The organism is Dermabacter sp. HSID17554 (assembly GCF_003989295.1).
Lineage (GTDB): Bacteria > Actinomycetota > Actinomycetes > Actinomycetales > Dermabacteraceae > Dermabacter > Dermabacter vaginalis.
The window spans coordinates 560981-578267 of the sequence record NZ_RBLW01000002.1 but is presented as its reverse complement, the minus strand read 5'-3'; the positions used below and the strand labels follow the sequence as shown (position 1 = coordinate 578267).

The 17287-nt window shown below is 63.4% G+C and carries 18 protein-coding genes; 3 read left to right on the top strand and 15 right to left on the bottom strand.

From position 1 onward, the window contains the following. The 4 genes from D8M36_RS05645 to D8M36_RS10090 form a co-directional block, all read right to left on the bottom strand. The coding region (locus tag D8M36_RS05645) for a translation initiation factor IF-2 N-terminal domain-containing protein (RefSeq protein WP_174233100.1) at positions 1–468 on the bottom strand (468 nt) is incomplete at its 3' end. Positions 469–558: 90 nt separating this feature from the next. Next, entirely contained in the window at positions 559–852 is a 294-nt protein-coding gene (locus tag D8M36_RS05640; RefSeq protein WP_259892902.1) for a YlxR family protein, read from the bottom strand. Between the two features lie 204 nt (positions 853–1056). After that, entirely contained in the window at positions 1057–2025 is a 969-nt protein-coding gene (gene nusA / locus D8M36_RS05635; protein ID WP_074298080.1) for a transcription termination factor NusA, read from the bottom strand. 51 nt (positions 2026–2076) lie between these two features. Continuing rightward, positions 2077–2634 carry a ribosome maturation factor RimP gene (locus D8M36_RS10090; protein ID WP_074298082.1) on the bottom strand — a complete coding sequence of 186 codons (558 nt, stop codon included), beginning with the start codon at positions 2632–2634 and terminating at the stop codon, positions 2077–2079. A 96-nt stretch (positions 2635–2730) separates the two neighbouring features. Here D8M36_RS10090 and D8M36_RS05625 point away from each other — a divergent pair, with 96 nt between their 5' ends. Continuing rightward, entirely contained in the window at positions 2731–3777 is a 1047-nt protein-coding gene (locus tag D8M36_RS05625) for a DUF4439 domain-containing protein (protein WP_074298084.1), read from the top strand. 18 nt (positions 3778–3795) lie between these two features. On the opposite strand, the gene D8M36_RS05620 is transcribed toward D8M36_RS05625, so the two are convergent. Next, positions 3796–5562: a proline--tRNA ligase gene (locus tag D8M36_RS05620; protein WP_126847363.1), complete on the bottom strand. Its 1767-nt coding sequence runs from the start codon at positions 5560–5562 to the stop codon at positions 3796–3798. A gap of 145 nt (positions 5563–5707) precedes the next feature. Between D8M36_RS05620 and D8M36_RS05615 the strand changes: the two genes are divergently transcribed. Continuing rightward, the gene (locus D8M36_RS05615; RefSeq protein ID WP_126847361.1) at positions 5708–6460 is read left to right on the top strand and encodes a GTP pyrophosphokinase; all 753 of its coding nucleotides are present in this window, start codon (positions 5708–5710) and stop codon (positions 6458–6460) included. On the opposite strand, the gene D8M36_RS05610 is transcribed toward D8M36_RS05615, so the two are convergent. From D8M36_RS05610 to rpsB, 9 genes are all read right to left on the bottom strand, one after another. Further along, positions 6457–7326, bottom strand: coding sequence for a GNAT family N-acetyltransferase (locus D8M36_RS05610; RefSeq protein ID WP_126847359.1), 870 nt, complete (start codon positions 7324–7326; stop codon positions 6457–6459). The genes D8M36_RS05615 and D8M36_RS05610 overlap by 4 nt on opposite strands. Next, entirely contained in the window at positions 7323–8660 is a 1338-nt protein-coding gene (locus tag D8M36_RS05605; RefSeq protein ID WP_126847425.1) for a M50 family metallopeptidase, read from the bottom strand. The genes D8M36_RS05610 and D8M36_RS05605 overlap by 4 nt, the downstream gene beginning before the upstream one ends. Beyond that, complete coding sequence (locus tag D8M36_RS05600) at positions 8660–9208, bottom strand: DivIVA domain-containing protein (protein ID WP_126847358.1); 549 nt, start codon at positions 9206–9208, stop codon at positions 8660–8662. Before D8M36_RS05600 ends, D8M36_RS05605 begins: the two co-directional genes overlap by 1 nt. Before the next feature lie 121 nt (positions 9209–9329). Next, positions 9330–10595 (bottom strand): 23S rRNA (adenine(2503)-C(2))-methyltransferase RlmN, encoded by a 1266-nt coding sequence (gene rlmN / locus D8M36_RS05595; protein WP_126847356.1) that lies wholly within the window; start codon positions 10593–10595, stop codon positions 9330–9332. Next, a complete protein-coding gene (locus D8M36_RS05590) occupies positions 10588–11583 on the bottom strand; it encodes a phosphatidate cytidylyltransferase (protein WP_238638394.1) in 996 nt (331 codons plus the stop codon). The genes rlmN and D8M36_RS05590 overlap by 8 nt, the downstream gene beginning before the upstream one ends. 21 nt (positions 11584–11604) lie before the next feature. Further along, a complete protein-coding gene (frr, locus tag D8M36_RS05585) occupies positions 11605–12171 on the bottom strand; it encodes a ribosome recycling factor (RefSeq protein WP_065248247.1) in 567 nt (188 codons plus the stop codon). Between the two features lie 50 nt (positions 12172–12221). Continuing rightward, entirely contained in the window at positions 12222–12986 is a 765-nt protein-coding gene (gene pyrH, locus D8M36_RS05580; RefSeq protein WP_065248248.1) for a UMP kinase, read from the bottom strand. A gap of 162 nt (positions 12987–13148) precedes the next feature. Beyond that, positions 13149–13973, bottom strand: a complete 825-nt coding sequence (gene tsf / locus D8M36_RS05575) for a translation elongation factor Ts (RefSeq protein WP_065248249.1) — start codon at positions 13971–13973, stop codon at positions 13149–13151. Between the two features lie 50 nt (positions 13974–14023). Beyond that, positions 14024–14920 carry a 30S ribosomal protein S2 gene (gene rpsB / locus D8M36_RS05570; protein ID WP_126847354.1) on the bottom strand — a complete coding sequence of 299 codons (897 nt, stop codon included), beginning with the start codon at positions 14918–14920 and terminating at the stop codon, positions 14024–14026. A gap of 379 nt (positions 14921–15299) precedes the next feature. Between rpsB and D8M36_RS05565 the strand changes: the two genes are divergently transcribed. Continuing rightward, the gene (locus tag D8M36_RS05565) at positions 15300–15935 is read left to right on the top strand and encodes a M23 family metallopeptidase (RefSeq protein ID WP_238638393.1); all 636 of its coding nucleotides are present in this window, start codon (positions 15300–15302) and stop codon (positions 15933–15935) included. A 117-nt stretch (positions 15936–16052) separates the two neighbouring features. Here the strand turns inward: D8M36_RS05565 and D8M36_RS05560 are convergent, their stop codons facing one another. Continuing rightward, on the bottom strand, positions 16053–17054 hold the full coding sequence (locus tag D8M36_RS05560) for a tyrosine recombinase XerC (RefSeq protein ID WP_126847352.1): 1002 nt from the start codon (positions 17052–17054) through the stop codon (positions 16053–16055). Positions 17055–17287 lie beyond the last annotated feature (233 nt).

Genomic DNA, 17287 nt, shown 5'->3' with positions numbered 1-17287 from the left:
CTGCCCGGGCTTCGGCGCACGTGAGGGTTCACTCTTCGACTCACCGGAAGGCTTAGGGGCGCCCGGCTTCGGAGCGTTCCCGCGCGCACCGGGCTTAGGGGCGGCGCCTGGCTTTGCGGCGGGGGCATCGTCGCTCGACTTCGGCTTCGGTGCCGGGGTTTCGGCCTTAGCCTTCGGGGTCGGTTTCGCCTCGCCCTTCTCGGGTGCCTCGGCGTTTGCCTCGGCAGGCTTCTTGGGGGCCGGCTTGCGCGGCGTGGGCTTCTTGGCGGCGCTCTTGGTTGCCGACGCCTCCTCGCCCTTCTTCTTTCCCGCGTTCGGGAACGCGGCGCGCACGCGGCGAGCCACGGGGGCCTCGATCGTCGAGGACGCACTGGTCACGAATTCGCCCATGTCCTTGAGCTTCGCGAGGACTTCTTTACTTGGCATTCCCAGCTCTTTGGCGAGCTCGTGGACGCGAAGTTTAGCCACAATTCTCCTGTCTCGGCCGCGCCGAGCAGGCGCGGTCCACTAGTTCCTGAAGGTGCTCATTTTCGAGTACTCATCGGATGTCCATTGGTGTTATCCCGCTTCCAAATGTGGTTCGGCACCCCGGTTGGGGTGAGTCATCGCTTCACATGCCCTCTCGAGAGTTCCCTCCTTCGCGAGAGCCGCAACGTCGACCGGCGCCCGAAAAGAACGCTGGAAGCCGCCGCGCGTGAGAGCGAAAGCAATGCATGCGCGGTCCGGATGAACCCAAGCTCCGCGCCCGTGGGCACTTCCGCTCGGGTCAACAACGAGGGTCAGGGATGCTCCCCCGCCCTCACGGACCACGCGGATCATGGTGTGGCGATCACCGGATTTCCGGCATCCCACACACGTACGCGAGGGACGATGCGCCGCATGCGAGCGCCTCGGCGAGTGCGAACTCGACGGGGAAGGACTCGCGATGATGGCGCCATTTCCTCTCAGGTACGAATGATCAGCCCTTCTAGTCTACCCCCGGCATGCGACACGGCGGCGAATTGCCCTCGCCGCCGTGCGCACTATCACGTGAAGAACTGGTCCCTCGTGCGCGCCTCAGCCTTCCTGCCCCTCGGTGCGGATGTCGATCCGCCAGCCCGTGAGCTTCGCGGCAAGGCGTGCGTTTTGGCCTTCCTTGCCGATCGCGAGCGAAAGTTGGTTCTCGGGCACAACTGCGCGAACCTGGCGATTGACCTCGTCGGTGACCACGACCGAGGCCACTCGCGCGGGGCTAAGCGCGTTGCTCACGTACGTGGCGGGGTTGTCATCGAAATCTACGATGTCGATCTTTTCGCCTTCGAGTTCGCTCATGACTGAGCGCACGCGCGCCCCCATGGGGCCAATGCACGCGCCCTTGGCGTTGACGCCCTCGATGTTGGCCCGTACCGCCATCTTCGTGCGGTGGCCCGACTCGCGCGCAAGCGCCACGATCTCAACCGTGCCGTCGGCAATTTCGGGAACCTCGAGTTCGAAGAGTTTGCGCACGAAGTTCGGGTGGGTGCGCGAAAGCGTGATCGCGGGCCCCTTCGGGCCGCGGCGCGTATCAACGACATAGGCGCGAATACGCTTGCCGTGGGGGTAGCTTTCACCGGGCACCTGCTCGTGGGGCGGAAGGAGGGCTTCGACGCTCCCCAGGTCGACCTGGACCATGCGGGCATCGCGCCCTTGCTGGATCACTCCCGAGACGATGTCGTCGGCGCGACCGGCGAACTCACCGAGAACGGCCTCATCCTCGAGCGCACGAATGCGCTGGAAAATCACCTGACGTGCAATCGACGCGGCAACGCGACCGAAGCCCTCCGGGGTGTCATCCCACTCCTCGACTTCGCCATCGACATCGACATCGCGGGCAATGACCGTCACGACGCCCGTTTTCGAGTCGATCTCGACTCGTGCGTCGCGCGCGGGGTGAGGCGTGTGCTGATAGGCGGCAAGAAGGGCACTCGAGATCGCCTCGAGGAGTACCTCCATGCTTATCTCGCGTTCGCGTTCGAGCGCGCGAAGCGCTCCCATATCGATATCCATTGCGTACTCCTTCTGCTCTGTTCTTCAATTATGTGCGGTGGTTGGCCGGGACTAACGAAACTCGAGGTGAATTTCTGCTCGGGCGACGTCGGAAACCGGCATCCTGTGTGGGCCGGGCGGAACTTTCTCGGCCCGCGGCGTTTTTGCGTTTTTCCTCGGGACATGCGGCGGCTTCTGCACATCGAACACCAGCTCATCGCCTTCGACCTCTTCAAGTCGGCCGAGGAAGGTGCGGCCCGAAGTGTCTTCGACGTCAAGCAGGCGCGTGCGCGCACGTTTGAAATGGCGAAGCTCTGTAAGGGGGCGGAACACGCCCGGTGTTGTGACCTCGAGCGTCGAAGGGCCCTCGCCTATGAGGCTTGCGTCCGCATCGAGGAGGGCGGAGAGTTCCCGGGACACGTCGGTGACGGTATCGAGGTCGGCGCTTCCAATCTCCTCTTCGGGGAGGTCCACCACGACGTCGAGAAGCGTGGCCGCACCGCGCCTCTGCGTGTCGAGTGATTCGAGGACGAGACCGTGCTTCTCAATGATGGGCTCGAAAACCTTCGAAAGCTGCTCGACCTGCCCGCCCTTGACCGAGGAGGAGTTCTTCTCCACGTTCTGCTCCATAGGGCTCCTTTCGCACGCTCGCGCCTGCCCACTAGAGTGGGATACCGAGATCATAATGTGCTGAACATCGTGGCACATTCGGGAGCGAGGAGCCACATGAGAAACGCCCGAAAAGTCCTGGCCAGGCGCGGGTTTCTCGCTGGGGCTCTCGCTGCGCCGTTTCTCGCGGGCTGCTCCGGCCCCACACGAATCGCCATCGGGGGGCGCGAGACCTACACGCCTCCTCCCCCGGGAATCGACGAGATTTATCGCACGGAGCTTCTGGAAGCTGTGACAGATCTCGCCACGAACCTCGCACACGCCGAAACGCACGGCGATTTCCCCGCCTTCCTCACCGGCCCGCTCGAGACCCATCAAAGGGCGCTACGCACAGGCGCTGAGCAGGAGAAGGTCGCTTCTGCCGAAGCGGAAAGCTCCGCGCACTCCACTTCGCCATCCGAGAGCGCAGTTCGTGGCGCGAAGGATCCGGTCACACAAGCCATGACGAAAACTTCGCATGACCTCGCCGCCCTTCGCGATCTCTACGCACACGCAGCGATCCAAGTCTCCGGCGACTTCGCCGATTTATGCGCCTCGGGGGCGGCATGGGCCGAGCAGTCAGCCATTCGGCTCGGTCACCGCGCTCATGCCGCGGGCGTCAACGGCGTGAAGGCCCCCGAGAAATTTTCCGATCTGAAACCCGCTCGCGAGGTCCCGGAAATCGACCCGCCCGAACCCGCCACGGCGGACCTCATCGCGACCCCACTCAAAGATGCGCAAATCGACGAAAACTTCGCCGCCTACGCTCTCGAGGTAGCGGCGACCCGTGTCGAAAAGAGCCACCGCGACGCGTACGTGAAGGCCGCGAACACCCACGCCGCACGTGCCGAGGCATTCGCCGAGGTCGCCGAGCACCTCGGTCTCGATCCCGTCGCGCGCGAGGCAGGGTATGCGCTTCCGCGCCCGCTCGGGGCGAAAGACGCTGCGAAAATGCGCGTCGATGTCGAGGCACAATCCCTCGCGAACGCCGTCGAACTCGCGGGCCTGGCACCGTTTACCGAACGCGCCGCATTCGTGCGTGCAGCGCTCGAGAGCGCGAGGGCTCTCGAGCCACTCCAAGAGCGAATCGCCCCGTTCCCGGGGATCGACGCGGGAGAGAACTAGAACAGCGGAACGCGTGACCTACCCGCGCAGATCCTTGAGGATCTCTTCGAGCGCGCTCTCCACCGGAACCTCTCGGCTCTCGCCACTTTGGCGGTCACGCACTTCCACAACTCCCTTCTCGAGGCCACGCCCCACGACGACGGTTGTGGGGAGGCCGAGCAGCTCAGCATCCTTAAACTTCACGCCGGGTGAGACCTTCGGGCGGTCGTCGAAGAGCACGTCAAAGCCCTCTGATTCAAGCGCCGAGGCAATCTCCTCCGCTTTGTCAAACACGTCCTGGTTCTTGCCGGTCGCGAGGACGTGCACGTCGAGCGGCGCGATCGCGCGCGGCCATGCGAGGCCCTTCTCGTCGTGAGAGGTCTCCGCGATGGCGGCAACGGCACGCGTCACGCCGATGCCGTAGGAGCCCATGGTGACGACCTGCTGCTTGCCGTTCTCGTCGAGAACCTTGAGACCAAGCGCCTCGGCGTATTTGCGGCCGAGCTGGAAAATGTGCCCCATTTCCATACCGCGCGTGAGCGTGAGCGGGCCCGAGCCGTCCGGTGACGGATCACCATCGCGCACCTCGGCGACCTCGGCGAAGCCGTCACCGACGAAGTCGCGACCGGCCACAACACCGAGCGTGTGCGCACCCTCGCGATTCGCGCCCGTCACCCACGTCGTGCCATCCACGGCGCGCGGGTCGAGCAAGAGGCGATAGCCATTGGCCTCAAGCCCCCACCCCTGCGGGCCGATGTAGCCCTTCTTCACGGCCGGATACTTCTCGAAGTCCGCTTCGGTGAAGGGCCGCACCTCGTTCGGGGCGAGCGCGGTCTCGAAGCGCTTCTCATCCGCCTGGCGATCACCGGGGATCATGATCAGCAACGGGGATTCTTCACCTTCGGGGGTCTTTTCGATGTACACGAGCGCCTTGAGGGTGTCGGTCGCTTCCCAGGCTCGAGAGTCTTCTCGCGGCGCGTTCTCGTTGAGGAACCGCACGAGTGCGTCGATCGTCGTGGCACCGGGCGTCTCGATCTCGCGAGCGGCAGGGAGTGCTGAAATGGCCTCCGCATCGAGCGCTTCACCGGCGACCGTCGTCACGGCCTCCACGTTAGCCGCGTAACCCGCGGGACTGAGCGCGAACGTATCCTCGCCTACGGGGGTCGGATGAAGGAACTCCTCGGAGCGTGAACCACCCATCGCACCCGCATCGGCCTTAGCGATGACGATCTCGAGTCCGAGGCGCTCGAACACACGCTGGTAGGCCTCGCGCATGATCATGTAGGAGCGCTCGAGGCCCTCGTCGTTGATGTCAAAGCTGTAGGCGTCTTTCATCACGAACTCGCGAACGCGCAGAAGACCCGCACGCGGGCGAGCCTCATCGCGGTACTTCGTTTGCACCTGATAGAGGGAGATCGGCAGGTCCTTGTAGGACGTGAAGAGATCTTTCACCGCGAGGGTAAACATTTCCTCGTGGGTGGGGCCGAGAAGCATGTCGGCGCCCTTGCGGTCCTTGAGCCGGAAGAGGTTATCGCCGTATTCGCTCCAGCGGTTCGTTTCCTCGTACGGCTCGCGCGGAAGAAGCGCGGGGAAGAGAATCTCGTGGCTGCCGGCCGCATCCATCTCTTCGCGCACGATCGCTTCGACCTTCCGAAGGACCTTGAGTCCCAGCGGAAGCCACGTGTAAATACCGGGGGCCGTGCGGCGAATGTAGCCGGCGCGCACGAGCAGTTTGTGGCTCGCGAACTCGGCTTCGGCCGGGTCCTCTCGAAGCGTGCGAATGAAGCTCGATGACATGCGAAGCATGGGGCGTTGTCCTCCTGGCAACAGGGGTTTTTGAGGCGAATTCCTCAGGCTCTCACAGTGTAGTGCGCGCACCGCGCACACCCCGTGATATCCCAGGACGCACCGCGTATCGTGGAGTGTCACTCATCACCACGGGAAGGTCGAAATGTCTGAGCCGCTCACGCTTTCGGGTATCGCACCGTCGCCCTCAATCGCGTACTTGCGGGCCCTCATCGGCGAGGGAGAAACGCTGCGCGAAGAGATCGAAGGCGATGCCGACCGGCTCATGCAAATCGTTCGCGAGAAACTCGAGGGATTCCTCATGCCCTACGAGTTCGGCCTGAAGGAAATCCTCACGAAGATCGAAATTCTCTCGGGCGAGTGGGATGTCACGACCCCACACAACCCCATCGAGCACGTGAAAACGCGCGTCAAGTCCATGGATTCGCTGCTCGGCAAACTCGCTCGCACCGGGTGCCCGCCAGATCTCGAGGAGATTCGCCACCGCATCCGCGATATCGGTGGGGCGCGCATTACCTGCAGCTATGTGCAAGATTGCTACCTCGTCGCCCACGCGCTTGCTTCGCAACCCGACATCACCCTTCTCGAGGAGAAGGACTACATCGCGAACGTCAAGCCAAGCGGCTACCGTTCCCTCCACCTCATTCTCGAGGTTCCCGTGTTCCTCTCGACGCGCACGATCGATGTACCGATTGAGGTGCAAATCCGCACGATCGCCATGGACTTTTGGGCGAGCGCCGAACACGAACTCAAGTACAAATACAAGGGTGAGTTGCCCGCCGAGATGCGCGCAAAGCTCGTCCAGATCGCCGCCACTGCCGCAAGCCTCGACGAACAAATGGGGATCGTGCGCGACCAGATCGAGGGCCCCTCACTGCCCACCCGCGACAACGCCTAGTAAAGAACCGTCGCGAGTTCCCCTATCGGAATGAAGCCCGCGCGCTCATACGCTCGCCTCGCCCGCGTATTAAACGAGTTCACGTAGAGCGTCACGCGCGGAGCATGATCGCGACGAATGAGCTCAGCGGTCTCCCTCATGAACGGTGCGGCGAGCCCCCTACCGCGATAGGCGGGATCGATCCACACACCGTGTATTTGCGCGACACCACCAAAGAGCGCGCCAAGATCAGCCTTGAACACGACCCGCTCCCCGTCGCACGCAATGTAGGTTCGCCCTTCGTGAAGTAAATGCTCTACACGCGCGCGATACCCCCGGCCGCCATCGCCGCGACACGGATCCGTTCCCACCTCCTCACGAAACATTGCCACGGAGGCGGGGAACACGCGGGGCAGGTCACGTGGCTTGGCGGCCGCCACCGTGGTGGGGGTGGGTTCCGACGTTTGCCCGGCGGAATATTCGAGCAGCGGCTGGTGGCCTCGTACCTCGCGCTCGCGGGGCATCCCCTCGCGCATCACCTGCCACATGTGCATGGCGATACTGCGCTCTGCCACGATCGAGGAATAGCGCGTGGAAAGTGCGAGTGCATGCCGAGCAAGGCGGTCGATGGCGTCGAACGACTCGGGGGCGAGAACGCTCGCGCTCACACCGTGCCAAAGGATTCCTCTGAGGTGTGTGCCGTGCACGAGAACCGTGAACTCGGAGCCGCTGCGGCCAACGGCCACGAGTTCCTCAAACCGCGCCGAGGCGAGAGTGCTCACGTGCGCTTCGCGCTGCATGGCTTCGCGCGCGGGGCGGAGCCATTCCCCGTCAAGGGGATGGAGATCCGCGGGGCGCCTCCGCCAAAGGGTGGAAAGTGGACTCACCGGAACAGGGTCACCGGCTTCACGATGTCGGCATAGATCAGCAGCACGCTCATGAGGATAAAGGCTAGTGCGATCACGTTCGTGACGGGCAGCATGCGCGAAGCATCAACTGGACCGGGATCAGGCTTGCCGCGTAGCTTCGCGAGGCGGCGGCGGGCCGCCTCGTAGAGTGCGGAAGCAACATGGCCGCCATCGAGCGGCATGAGCGGCACGAGGTTGAACACGAAAAGGGCCATGTTGAGCGAGCCGAGCATCGAGAGGAATGTCCAGGCTTTCTCCTTGAGCGAGAAGCTCGGCGAGTCATGAGAGACGATCTCTCCCGCGAGCCTGCTCACTCCCACAACGCCCATGGGGCCGTTTTGGTCGCGTTCTTCGCTACTGAAGACAGCCTTGCCGATGTCCCATACACGCACGGGCAACGTCACGACAACCTTCGCGGTACCCGTGAACTGCTCCCATACGGCTCCTGGGACCTCGGTAAGTGGCCTCGGCGTGAGTTCTTGCGTGCCGGTCACGCCAAGGAATCCGGCCTCGACCGTGGCGTAGGTACCGTCGGCCTTCTTCACCGGCGCACCCTCCGCATCCCGTGCGACTACCTCGTTCGCCACGGGGGTAGCCTTCACGACCATCTCCCTGCCGTCACGCACAAGGCCGATCTCGATGCTTTCGTTCGGATGCTCCCGGATGAGCGTGCTCATGGCGTGAAAGTTCGCGACCTCGGTCCCGTCTACCGACGTAATCACGTCACCGGGGCGGATACCCGCCGCGTACGCGGGCGCCTCGGGCATCCCCTCGCAGGACGCATCCTTGGGCGCGGTCGCGGGAACGACGCACCGTGACACCGCGTCCACTTCCGAGGTCACGTTTGGCAGCCCAAAGCCGCTCAGCACGATCGCGGTGAGAACGATCGAAATAAGGAGGTTCATCGTGGGCCCGCCAAGCATCACGACGAGCTTCTTCGGAGCGCTCAAGGACACGAACGTGCGGTGGCGATCGTCGGCCGAGTACTGGCTCGAGTCCCACTCCTTCGCTTCCTCGCTCATCTGTTGGAAAAAGCCCGTCGAATCCTCGCGGATCACGTTCGGATCCTCGCCCTTGTGCGGGGGAAACATTCCGATCATGCGAATGTAGCCGCCGAGTGGGATCGCCTTGATCCCGTACTCGGTCTCGCCCTTCACACGCGAAAAAAGAGTGGGGCCAAACCCGATCATGTACTGGGTGACACGCACGCCGAAACGCTTCGCTGGAACGAGGTGCCCGATCTCGTGGAGGGCGATCGAGAGCCCGAGCCCGGCAACCATCAAACAGATGCCGAGCACATACAAAAGGATCATCACGGAACGGAGGCCATCACGTCAGCAACGTGATCGAGGTAGACGTCAACGACCGCCTCCTGGTAACCATCGGCGCCTTTGCGAGCGCGGAACGCCGCCCGGCGCACATCATCCACGCTCATGGCGAAGCCATCGGTGAAATACGCATGGAGCTGGTCGCACAGGTGATCGACGTCCTCGCGGTCATAGGCCCGCTCACCCTGACCCGCAGGGCGGAAACGCTCACCAGCGGGGCGCGAGAGACGCTCCTGGAGAACCTCCGCGCGTTCGGTGAGGGCCGCAATCCACGCTTCTTCACCATCGCGCTCGATCGCTTCATCGCGATACTGAAGAGCGAAGGCATCCGAGAGCCGGTCGAGAGCCTCGTCGACGGCGAGCATGTCGTATCCGCCTCGCACGGTCGAGAACTTCGCCGTAATGACGTCGGCAGGCTGGAAGGAGCCGTCGCGCCCCTCGTACGCCGCACGCGCGCGACGCAGGAATTCGTCGACCTCCTCAACGTTGTAGCCAAAGGCGAAACGCCCGGCACGCTGAAAAGCGGTACTCATCTACTTGCTCCCTCCCTCAACGGGGATGCTCACGCGACACATCCGGGGCGAGTGGTAGACCGCCCCTCCACCACTGTAGTGCCTGGAGAGGCGAAAGGCGGGCAAGCGTCGGACCCCAAAATCACGCGCCGGTGCCGCGCGCGATCTCCTCAACCCTCGCGACGCGAGCCTCACGGTCCTCACGGCGCGCATCGGTCTCGACCACGGTCGCCGCAAGCTGCCCGCACGCACCGTCGATATCGCTTCCGCGCGTATCGCGGATCGTTGCCGAAATCCCATGCTCGCGCAGAGTTTCCACGAACGTGCGCTCAACCCACGGATCCGACGCCGTCCACTTCGAACCCTTGACAGGGTTAAGCGGGATGGGGTTGACGTGCACCCAGTGAGCGCCGCCGCGCGCGATGAGACGCTTCGCGAGAAGCTCCGCGCGTTCTGCCTGGTCGTTGATGTCGCGAATAAGCGCGTACTCGATCGAAACGCGTCGCCCCGTCGCCTCGAAGTACTCCCACGCCGCGTCGAGAATGTCGTCAACATCGAAGCGCTGATTGATCGGCACGAGCTCATTACGCAGTTCGTCATCCGGTGCGTGGAGAGAAACCGCGAGCGTCACCGGAATCTCCTCCTTCACGAGCTTGCGCACGGCGGGTGCGAGGCCAACGGTCGACACGGTGATGTGGCGCGCTCCCATCCCAAAGCCTTCGGGTGCGGGGGCGTTGAGACGCTGGCACGTCGTTGCCACGGCGCGGTAGTTCGCGAGCGGCTCCCCCATGCCCATGAACACGATGTTGGACACGCGCCCCTCGCCACCGGGGAGCTCGCCGCGCGAAAGGAGCAGGTTCGCGATGCGCACCTGCTCGAGAATTTCCGCAGCTGAAAGATTCCTCGTGAGACCCATTTGGCCGGTCGCACAGAACGGGCAGTTCATGCCGCAGCCGGCCTCCGACGAAATACACAGCGTCACACGATTCGAGTAGCGCATCAGCACAGACTCCACAAGCGAACCGTCGAAGAGACGCCACAGGAACTTCTGGGTCATCCCCTGATCGGCACTTTGCTGCGACACCTTCGTGAGAAGAGTTGGGAAGAATCGTTCAACGAGTGCCGCCCTATCGCCCTTCGGAAGGTCCGTCATGTCCTCGGGATCAGTCGTGAAGTGCTCAAAATAGTGCGTCGAGAGCTGCTTCGCGCGGAAGGCCGAAAGCCCCATGTCCTTGACCGCCTCCACCCGCTCGTCGAGAGTCAGGTCCGCGAGGTGTGCGGGTGGCTTGCCACGACGCGAAGGACGCAGCTGAAGCTGGCCCGGAGCGAGCCGAACGGGCTCGCCCTTGACCACCTCGCGCGAAAGGTCCTTCGCCACATCAAGTTTCGGGGTGGGTTTCTCAACCACTGATGGCCTCCACAATCGCGAGAAGAATGAACAAGGTCGGGGCAGTGAGAAGCATGGAATCGAGGCGATCCATCATGCCGCCGTGCCCCGGAAGCAGTTGCCCCATATCTTTGAGGCGAAGGTCGCGCTTCAAAAGGGACTCACTCAGATCGCCGATGGTCGAAACCACGACCATGACGGCGCCGAACGCGAGCGCCCACCACACACCAATCTCAGGCAGCCACATGTGACCAATGAGGCCTGCGGCGGCGATGCCGCCCGCGAGGGAGCCCACAAAGCCCTCCCACGACTTCTTCGGGCTAATACTCGGCGCCATCGGATGCTTGCCGAAGAGCACGCCTACCGCGTAGCCGCAGGTATCGTTCATGATCGGCACAACGAGGGCAAACATCACCTTGTTCGCCCCGTTCGGCTGCGCCATAAGCAGGATCGTGAAACTGGCCATGAACGGCACCCACAAAAGCGCGAAAATTCCCGCAACCGTATCGCGCAGCGCCATGAGGCCAGTCGCCTCGGTTGTGCGCCACACAATGAGGACGAGCGCGCCCACGATCGTCGACACAAGAAGGCCCGAGGCCCCGTACTGCCACGCCGAGACGACAACGCCCACACTCGCGACAAGGAGCGGGATGGCGGGGACACGCAAGCGTGCCCCTTCAAGAGCATTCGCCACTTCGAGAGTGGCGATCACGACGGCGATCGCCACGACGGGTGTGAACAGGATCGGGAGCACGTACAGGCATCCGAATAACACGGCTACGAGGGCGAGGCCTACGGCGATCGCGGCAGGCAGATCCCGCCCCGCGCGCGATGTTCGGGAGTGGGTCGGAGCGGGCCGTTCAGAAACCTCCGCGACGAGCCGCTCCTCGCTCACGAGAGTTGCGGAAGGCGCGAGGGGCACCTCCGGTGAAGCACTTTCAGATACGGCAACGGCCGCGCCCGGCACATTGCCAGGCACGGCGCGTCGACGACCGTGACGTGTGTTCACGAATAACTGAGCAAAGGCCGCTCAAACGGTGAGCAGCTCTTCTTCCTTCGCTTCGAGGGCGACATCCACCTGCTCGGTGTACTTCTTCGTGAGAACCTCGAGCTCCTTCTCGGCGCGGGTGCCTTCGTCTTCGCCGATCTCCTTGTCCTTCACGAGCTTCTCAATGGCCTTCTTCGCGTGGCCGCGCGAACCGCGAATCGCAATACGGCCATCCTCGGCCTTGGTCTTCGCGAGCTTCGTGTAGTCCTTACGGCGCTCCTCGGTGAGGGCAGGAAGCACGATACGCAGGTTGTCGCCGTTGTTCGTAGGGTTCACGCCGAGATCAGATTCGCGAAGCGACTCCTCAATCTCTGCCATCGCGCCCTTGTCGTACGGTGTGACGATCACGGTGCGGGCTTCAGGGAACTGGAACGCCGCAAGCTGGTTGAGCGGCGTGGGGGTCCCGTAATAGTCGGCGGTGATGCCCTGGAACATCGCGGCACTCGCGCGGCCCGTGCGGATCGCGGTGAACTCTTCCTTCGTGACCTCGACCGACTTCGCCATCTTCTTTTCGGCTTCCTTGAGGATGCTTGCGGTGTCCTCGCTCATGTCTCTCGGTTCCTTCCGATTTATTAAACGTCTCGCCTGGTAAGGGTATCTTAGTCGCCCGTCACCACGGTGCCGATACGGTCACCGCGCATAGCCTTCGTGATATTGCCCGAAGGCTCGAGACCGAAGACCATCATCTGCTGCTTGTTGTCCATACACAGGCTGAAGGCCGTCGAGTCGACAACGCGCAGTCCCTCGCGCAGCGCATCCTTGTACGTCAGATGCTCGAGCTTCGTGGCGCTTGGATCCTTCTTCGGATCCGCCGTGTACACACCGTCCACGCCGTTCTTCGCCATGAGCACCTCGTGGCAACCAATTTCGAGGGCACGCTGCACGGCGACCGTGTCGGTCGAGAAGTACGGCATACCGGCGCCAGCACCAAAGATCACCACGCGCCCCTTTTCGAGATGGCGCACGGCGCGAAGTGGGAGATACGGTTCGGCGACCTGCCCCATCGTGATGGCAGTCTGCACGCGCGTGGAGGTACCCGCCTGCTCGAGGAAGTCCTGGAGCGCGAGACAGTTCATGACGGTGCCGAGCATGCCCATGTAGTCAGCGCGACGGCGATCCATGCCTCGCTGGCTCAGCTCAGCGCCGCGGAAGAAGTTGCCTCCGCCCACCACAATCGCACACTCGACGCCCGAGGCAACACCCTCGGAAATTTCTTGCGCAATACTCGAGACCACATCGGGATCAACGCCCACACGGCCCCCACCGAAAGCTTCGCCCGAAAGCTTGAGGAGCACGCGGCGCGTTCCCTCTTTCGGTTCAATCGTGGGAATCGACGACGTGATGGGATCGGGATCGGTACTCATCAACATTCCTTCCGAGAGCGGGTTCTCGGGGTCTCAGTCTACCGGCCGCGCATCGTTCACCGCTGTGGGGAAGGTCCCCGTGTGACAAGACCAAAAAGAAGCGAGGGCTCACACCGATCGGTGTAAGCCCTCGCGTTGACGCTATGGCAAGCGTCGGAAAAATCAGTTGCCCACGCGGAAGCGCACGAAACCGGTGACCTTGCCACCAGCGGCCTCAACAACCTTGCCAACGCTCTGCTTCGGATCCTTCGCGAAGGGCTGGTCGAGAAGAACGTTTTCCTTGAAGAAGCCGTTCATACGGCCCTCAACGATCTTCGGGAGAGCCTTCTCAGGCTTGCCCTCGTTCTTCGCGGTGTCCTCGGCAATGCGGCGCTCGTTCTCCACGACATCCGCGGGAACGTCCTCGCGGGTGAGGTAGAGGGGCGAGTACGCAGCGATGTGCATCGCCACGTCGCGTGCAACCTCGGCACCGGCCTTGTCGGTGGCGACGAGCACGCCAACCTGGGGCGGGAGGTCCTTGTTGGTGCGGTGCATGTAGTTGGTCACGACCTCACCCTGGACGCGGCCGATGCGGCGAACGAGGATCTTCTCGCCCATGGTCGCACCAGCGTTGGTGAGAGCCTCACCGAAGGAGGTCTCAGCGAGCTCCTCGGGGGTCGAGGCACCCGACTCGACGGCGGCCGCAACGGCCTCGTCACCGAGAGCGATGAACTTGGCGTTCTTCGCCACGAAGTCGGTCTCCGAGTTGATCTCCACGAGCGTGCCGAGCTGGCCGCCCTCGACGTCGCGCACATCGGCGGCGACGAGGCCCTCCGATGCGGCGCGACCCTCGCGCTTGGCGATGCCCTTGAGGCCCTTGACGCGGATGATTTCGACGGCCTTCTCGTGGTCGCCGTTCGCCTCGTCGAGAGCCTTCTTGACGTCGAGCATGCCCGCGCCGGTCTTCTCGCGAATGTCCTTGATGTCTGCTGCCGTGTAGTTAGCCATTATCTGTCTCCTCTAAATGGTTGTGGGAGCGAACAGTGATAGTCGAAAAATCAGGCTTCTTCGGAGGCTGCTTCGGCAGCCTTGTCCTCGGCAGCGGGGGTCTCGGCGCTTTCCTCGGCCTTGGCCTCGGTGGTGCCTTCGGCCTTATCGGCCTCCTGCTGCTGGACCTCGGACTGCTTGAGCAGTTCCTGTTCCCACTCGGCGAGCGGCTCGGCGTCAACAGCCGAAACGTTCTTCTCGCCCTGGGTCTGCTTCGCGTGGCGCTCCTGGAGACCAGCGGCAGCGGCATCAGCTACCACGCGGGTCAGGAGGGTCACGGCGCGGATCGCGTCATCGTTGCCCGGGATGGGGTACTGAACCTCGTCTGGGTCAGCGTTCGTATCGAGGATCGCGACGATCGGGATACCAAGCTTGGTGGCCTCGTCAACGGCGAGGTGCTCCTTCTTGGTGTCCACGATCCACACGGCCGAGGGGGCCTTGCTCATGTCACGGATGCCGCCGAGGGTCTTTTCGAGCTTCTCCTTCTCACGGCGCATCATGAGAAGTTCCTTCTTGGTCCACTGCGAGCCGGCAACATCCTCGAAGTCGATCTGCTCGAGTTCCTTGAGGCGGTCGACGCGGCCGGAGACGGTCTGGAGGTTGGTCAGCATGCCGCCGAGCCAGCGCTGGTTCACGTAGGGCATGCCCACGCGGGTGGCCTGCTCCTGGATCGACTCCTGAGCCTGCTTCTTCGTGCCAACGAAGAGGATCGTGCCACCGTGGGCAACGGTCTCCTTGACGAAGTCGTAAGCCTGATCGATGTAGGTAAGCGACTGCTGAAGGTCGATGATGTAGATGCCGTTGCGCTCAGTGAGGATGAAACGCTTCATCTTCGGGTTCCAACGGCGGGTCTGGTGACCAAAGTGGACGCCGCTCTCGAGGAGCTGGCGGAGTGTCACAACTGCCATGGTCGTAACTACCTTTCTGGGCTCTGGGCTCGCCCGCCTCGCTCACGCGCATGTGGCGTGGGTTCGATGGGGTTCTCGCGCAAAGCCTGTTCTCGTTTATTACGGGCCGACGGTTGCCGGCTCGCCCTAGCGCCCTGCGTTTGTGCCGCCACTTCCCTCACGGGAGAGTTGTGGAACGATGGCACGCGCGCGCGAGTGGGCGCGCGAAGTCACCCGCGCATGCGAGTGCTACGGCAACTCTAATACAGCGAACCTGACTCCCGCACGAATCTTGAGGGACGTGTGAGCGAGTCCGCGCCTCACACTGCACACCCCTCGCGTTTCCACAGCATGAGCACTCCCCCTTGGCACCCGCACGAGAGCACGGTGTGCTTGAGGCATGCATATCTCCATCAGATTCGGCACCCGCGTTCTCGTGATTCTCATGCTCCTCATCGGCGCGGGCGCCCTCGCGTTCGCGCCCGCTCACGGCACGGGTGAAGAGGACTTCCCGCAGGAGCGCGTGAGCGCGATCATCAATCGTGCTCACCGCGCAGCCTTGGCCCTCGAGGCGCTCGCTTCACCGGAGCCACCACCGCTGCTTGACTCGAGCGCCCACGAGGGCATGTGGGCCTGGCCCGTGGGCCCCGCCCACGAGGTGGTGCGCTTCTTCGAAGCACCCGCGCATCGATACGGGCCGGGGCACCGCGGCCTCGACATCGCCGGTGGCGCCCTCGAGGTTCGAGCCGTGGAGAGCGGCACCGTGACTTTCGCGGGGAAGGTCGCGGGCAAACCCGTGATCGCGATCCTCCACGGCAACGGGCTCACTTCGACGTACGAGCCGGTTCTCGCCTCGGTCTCCAAAGGAGATGCCGTGAGAGAAGGGCAGCTCATCGGGGTGATCGAGCAACCGTCGGAGTACGCCCACTGTGAGGCCGGATGCGTACACCTCGGTGCCAAACGAGGGAAGGACTATCTGGACCCACTGCCGCTTCTCGAGGGGCGTGGGCCAAGCGTTCTTCTGCCAGTCGCGTAGGGCCGCACACCACCGCACCCCACGTCTATCTCCGCGGCAGCTCCACGCCTTCGAGGGGAGCTGGCCGTTTCCCGCGCTCCACCGCGAAGTGACGTCGCCCGACGTCGCGCTCCCCCCTTAGGCTCGGGGATGCGCTTGCTTGACGGCCTCCTTGAGGCGCTCGGCAGATACGTGCGTGTAGATCTGCGTCGTTTGGAGCGAGGAGTGCCCCAGCAAATCCTGAACACTGCGCAGATCCGCACCCCCTTCCATGAGGTGCGTCGCGGCACTATGTCGCCACGTATGCGGAGAGATGTGCCCTTCAAGGCCTCCTTCTCGGGCGGCTCGGTCGACGACGGTCCTCACCGCACGATCGTTGATGCGACCTCCGCGCGCGCCTAGGAAGAGCGCCTCGTGCTCGTCGCGCACGAAGCTCGACCTCGCGATACTCTCCCACCGATCAATGGCGTTGAGCGCGGGCGCCCCAAGCGGCACAATCCGCTCCTTGTTCCCCTTGCCGATCACGCGCAGCGTGCGATTCTGGCGATCCACGCTCGCAAGATTGAGCGCGCACAGCTCCGAGACTCGCAAGCCGGAGGAATAGAGCACCTCCAGGATGGCCGCATCGCGCACGCGCATGGGATCGACCTCGGGCGAACCTTGTAACCCAACGGCCTTCTCGTGCGCAGCACTCTCCGCTTCCTCGAGGATGTCACGCGCCTGAGCGGCACTGATGACGTGCGGGAGGGTGCGCCCACGCTTGGGGGCCCGCAAGCGTCTGCCTGGATCAAGCTCCACGAGACCCGCTTCACGCAACCACGCAGTGAACGTGCGTGCAGCCGCGGCTCCGCGCGCCAGGGTCGTGGGGCTATGGCCGGCCTCGGCCCTTGCCGCGAGCCACGCGCGCAGGTCCTGGATTGTCAGGTCTCGCGCCCCTCGCTTCTCACTCTCCGCGCTCTCTTGGAACGTAAATTCGAGTAGGGAAACCGCGTCGGAAAGGTAGCCCCGAATCGTGTGCTCGCTGCGCGCGCGCTCAAAACGAAGATGCCGCTCGTAGCGTTCAAGAACTTCTGCATCGCCTTCGGCGATGAGGAGCGCGCGGGCCGATCGAGGCGTCCGCGTTTCACGTGTGGGGGTCATAGCTCCAGTGTGGCACGCGCCCCGTTGAACCCTCGAACGCCCTCGCCAACCGCTTCAAGTTTTCTAGTTTCTTAGTCCCATTTTCACCCACCTAGATGACCACACGTTAAGCATGAACAGATTGTTCCACGCTCAAGGAGCCGCCATGAGTGCCACATCTACTTCCTCGTCACACGCCGCAAGCTAGGCCGGCCCGATCGCCGACATCCTCCGCATTCTTGTAGTCGTTGTTG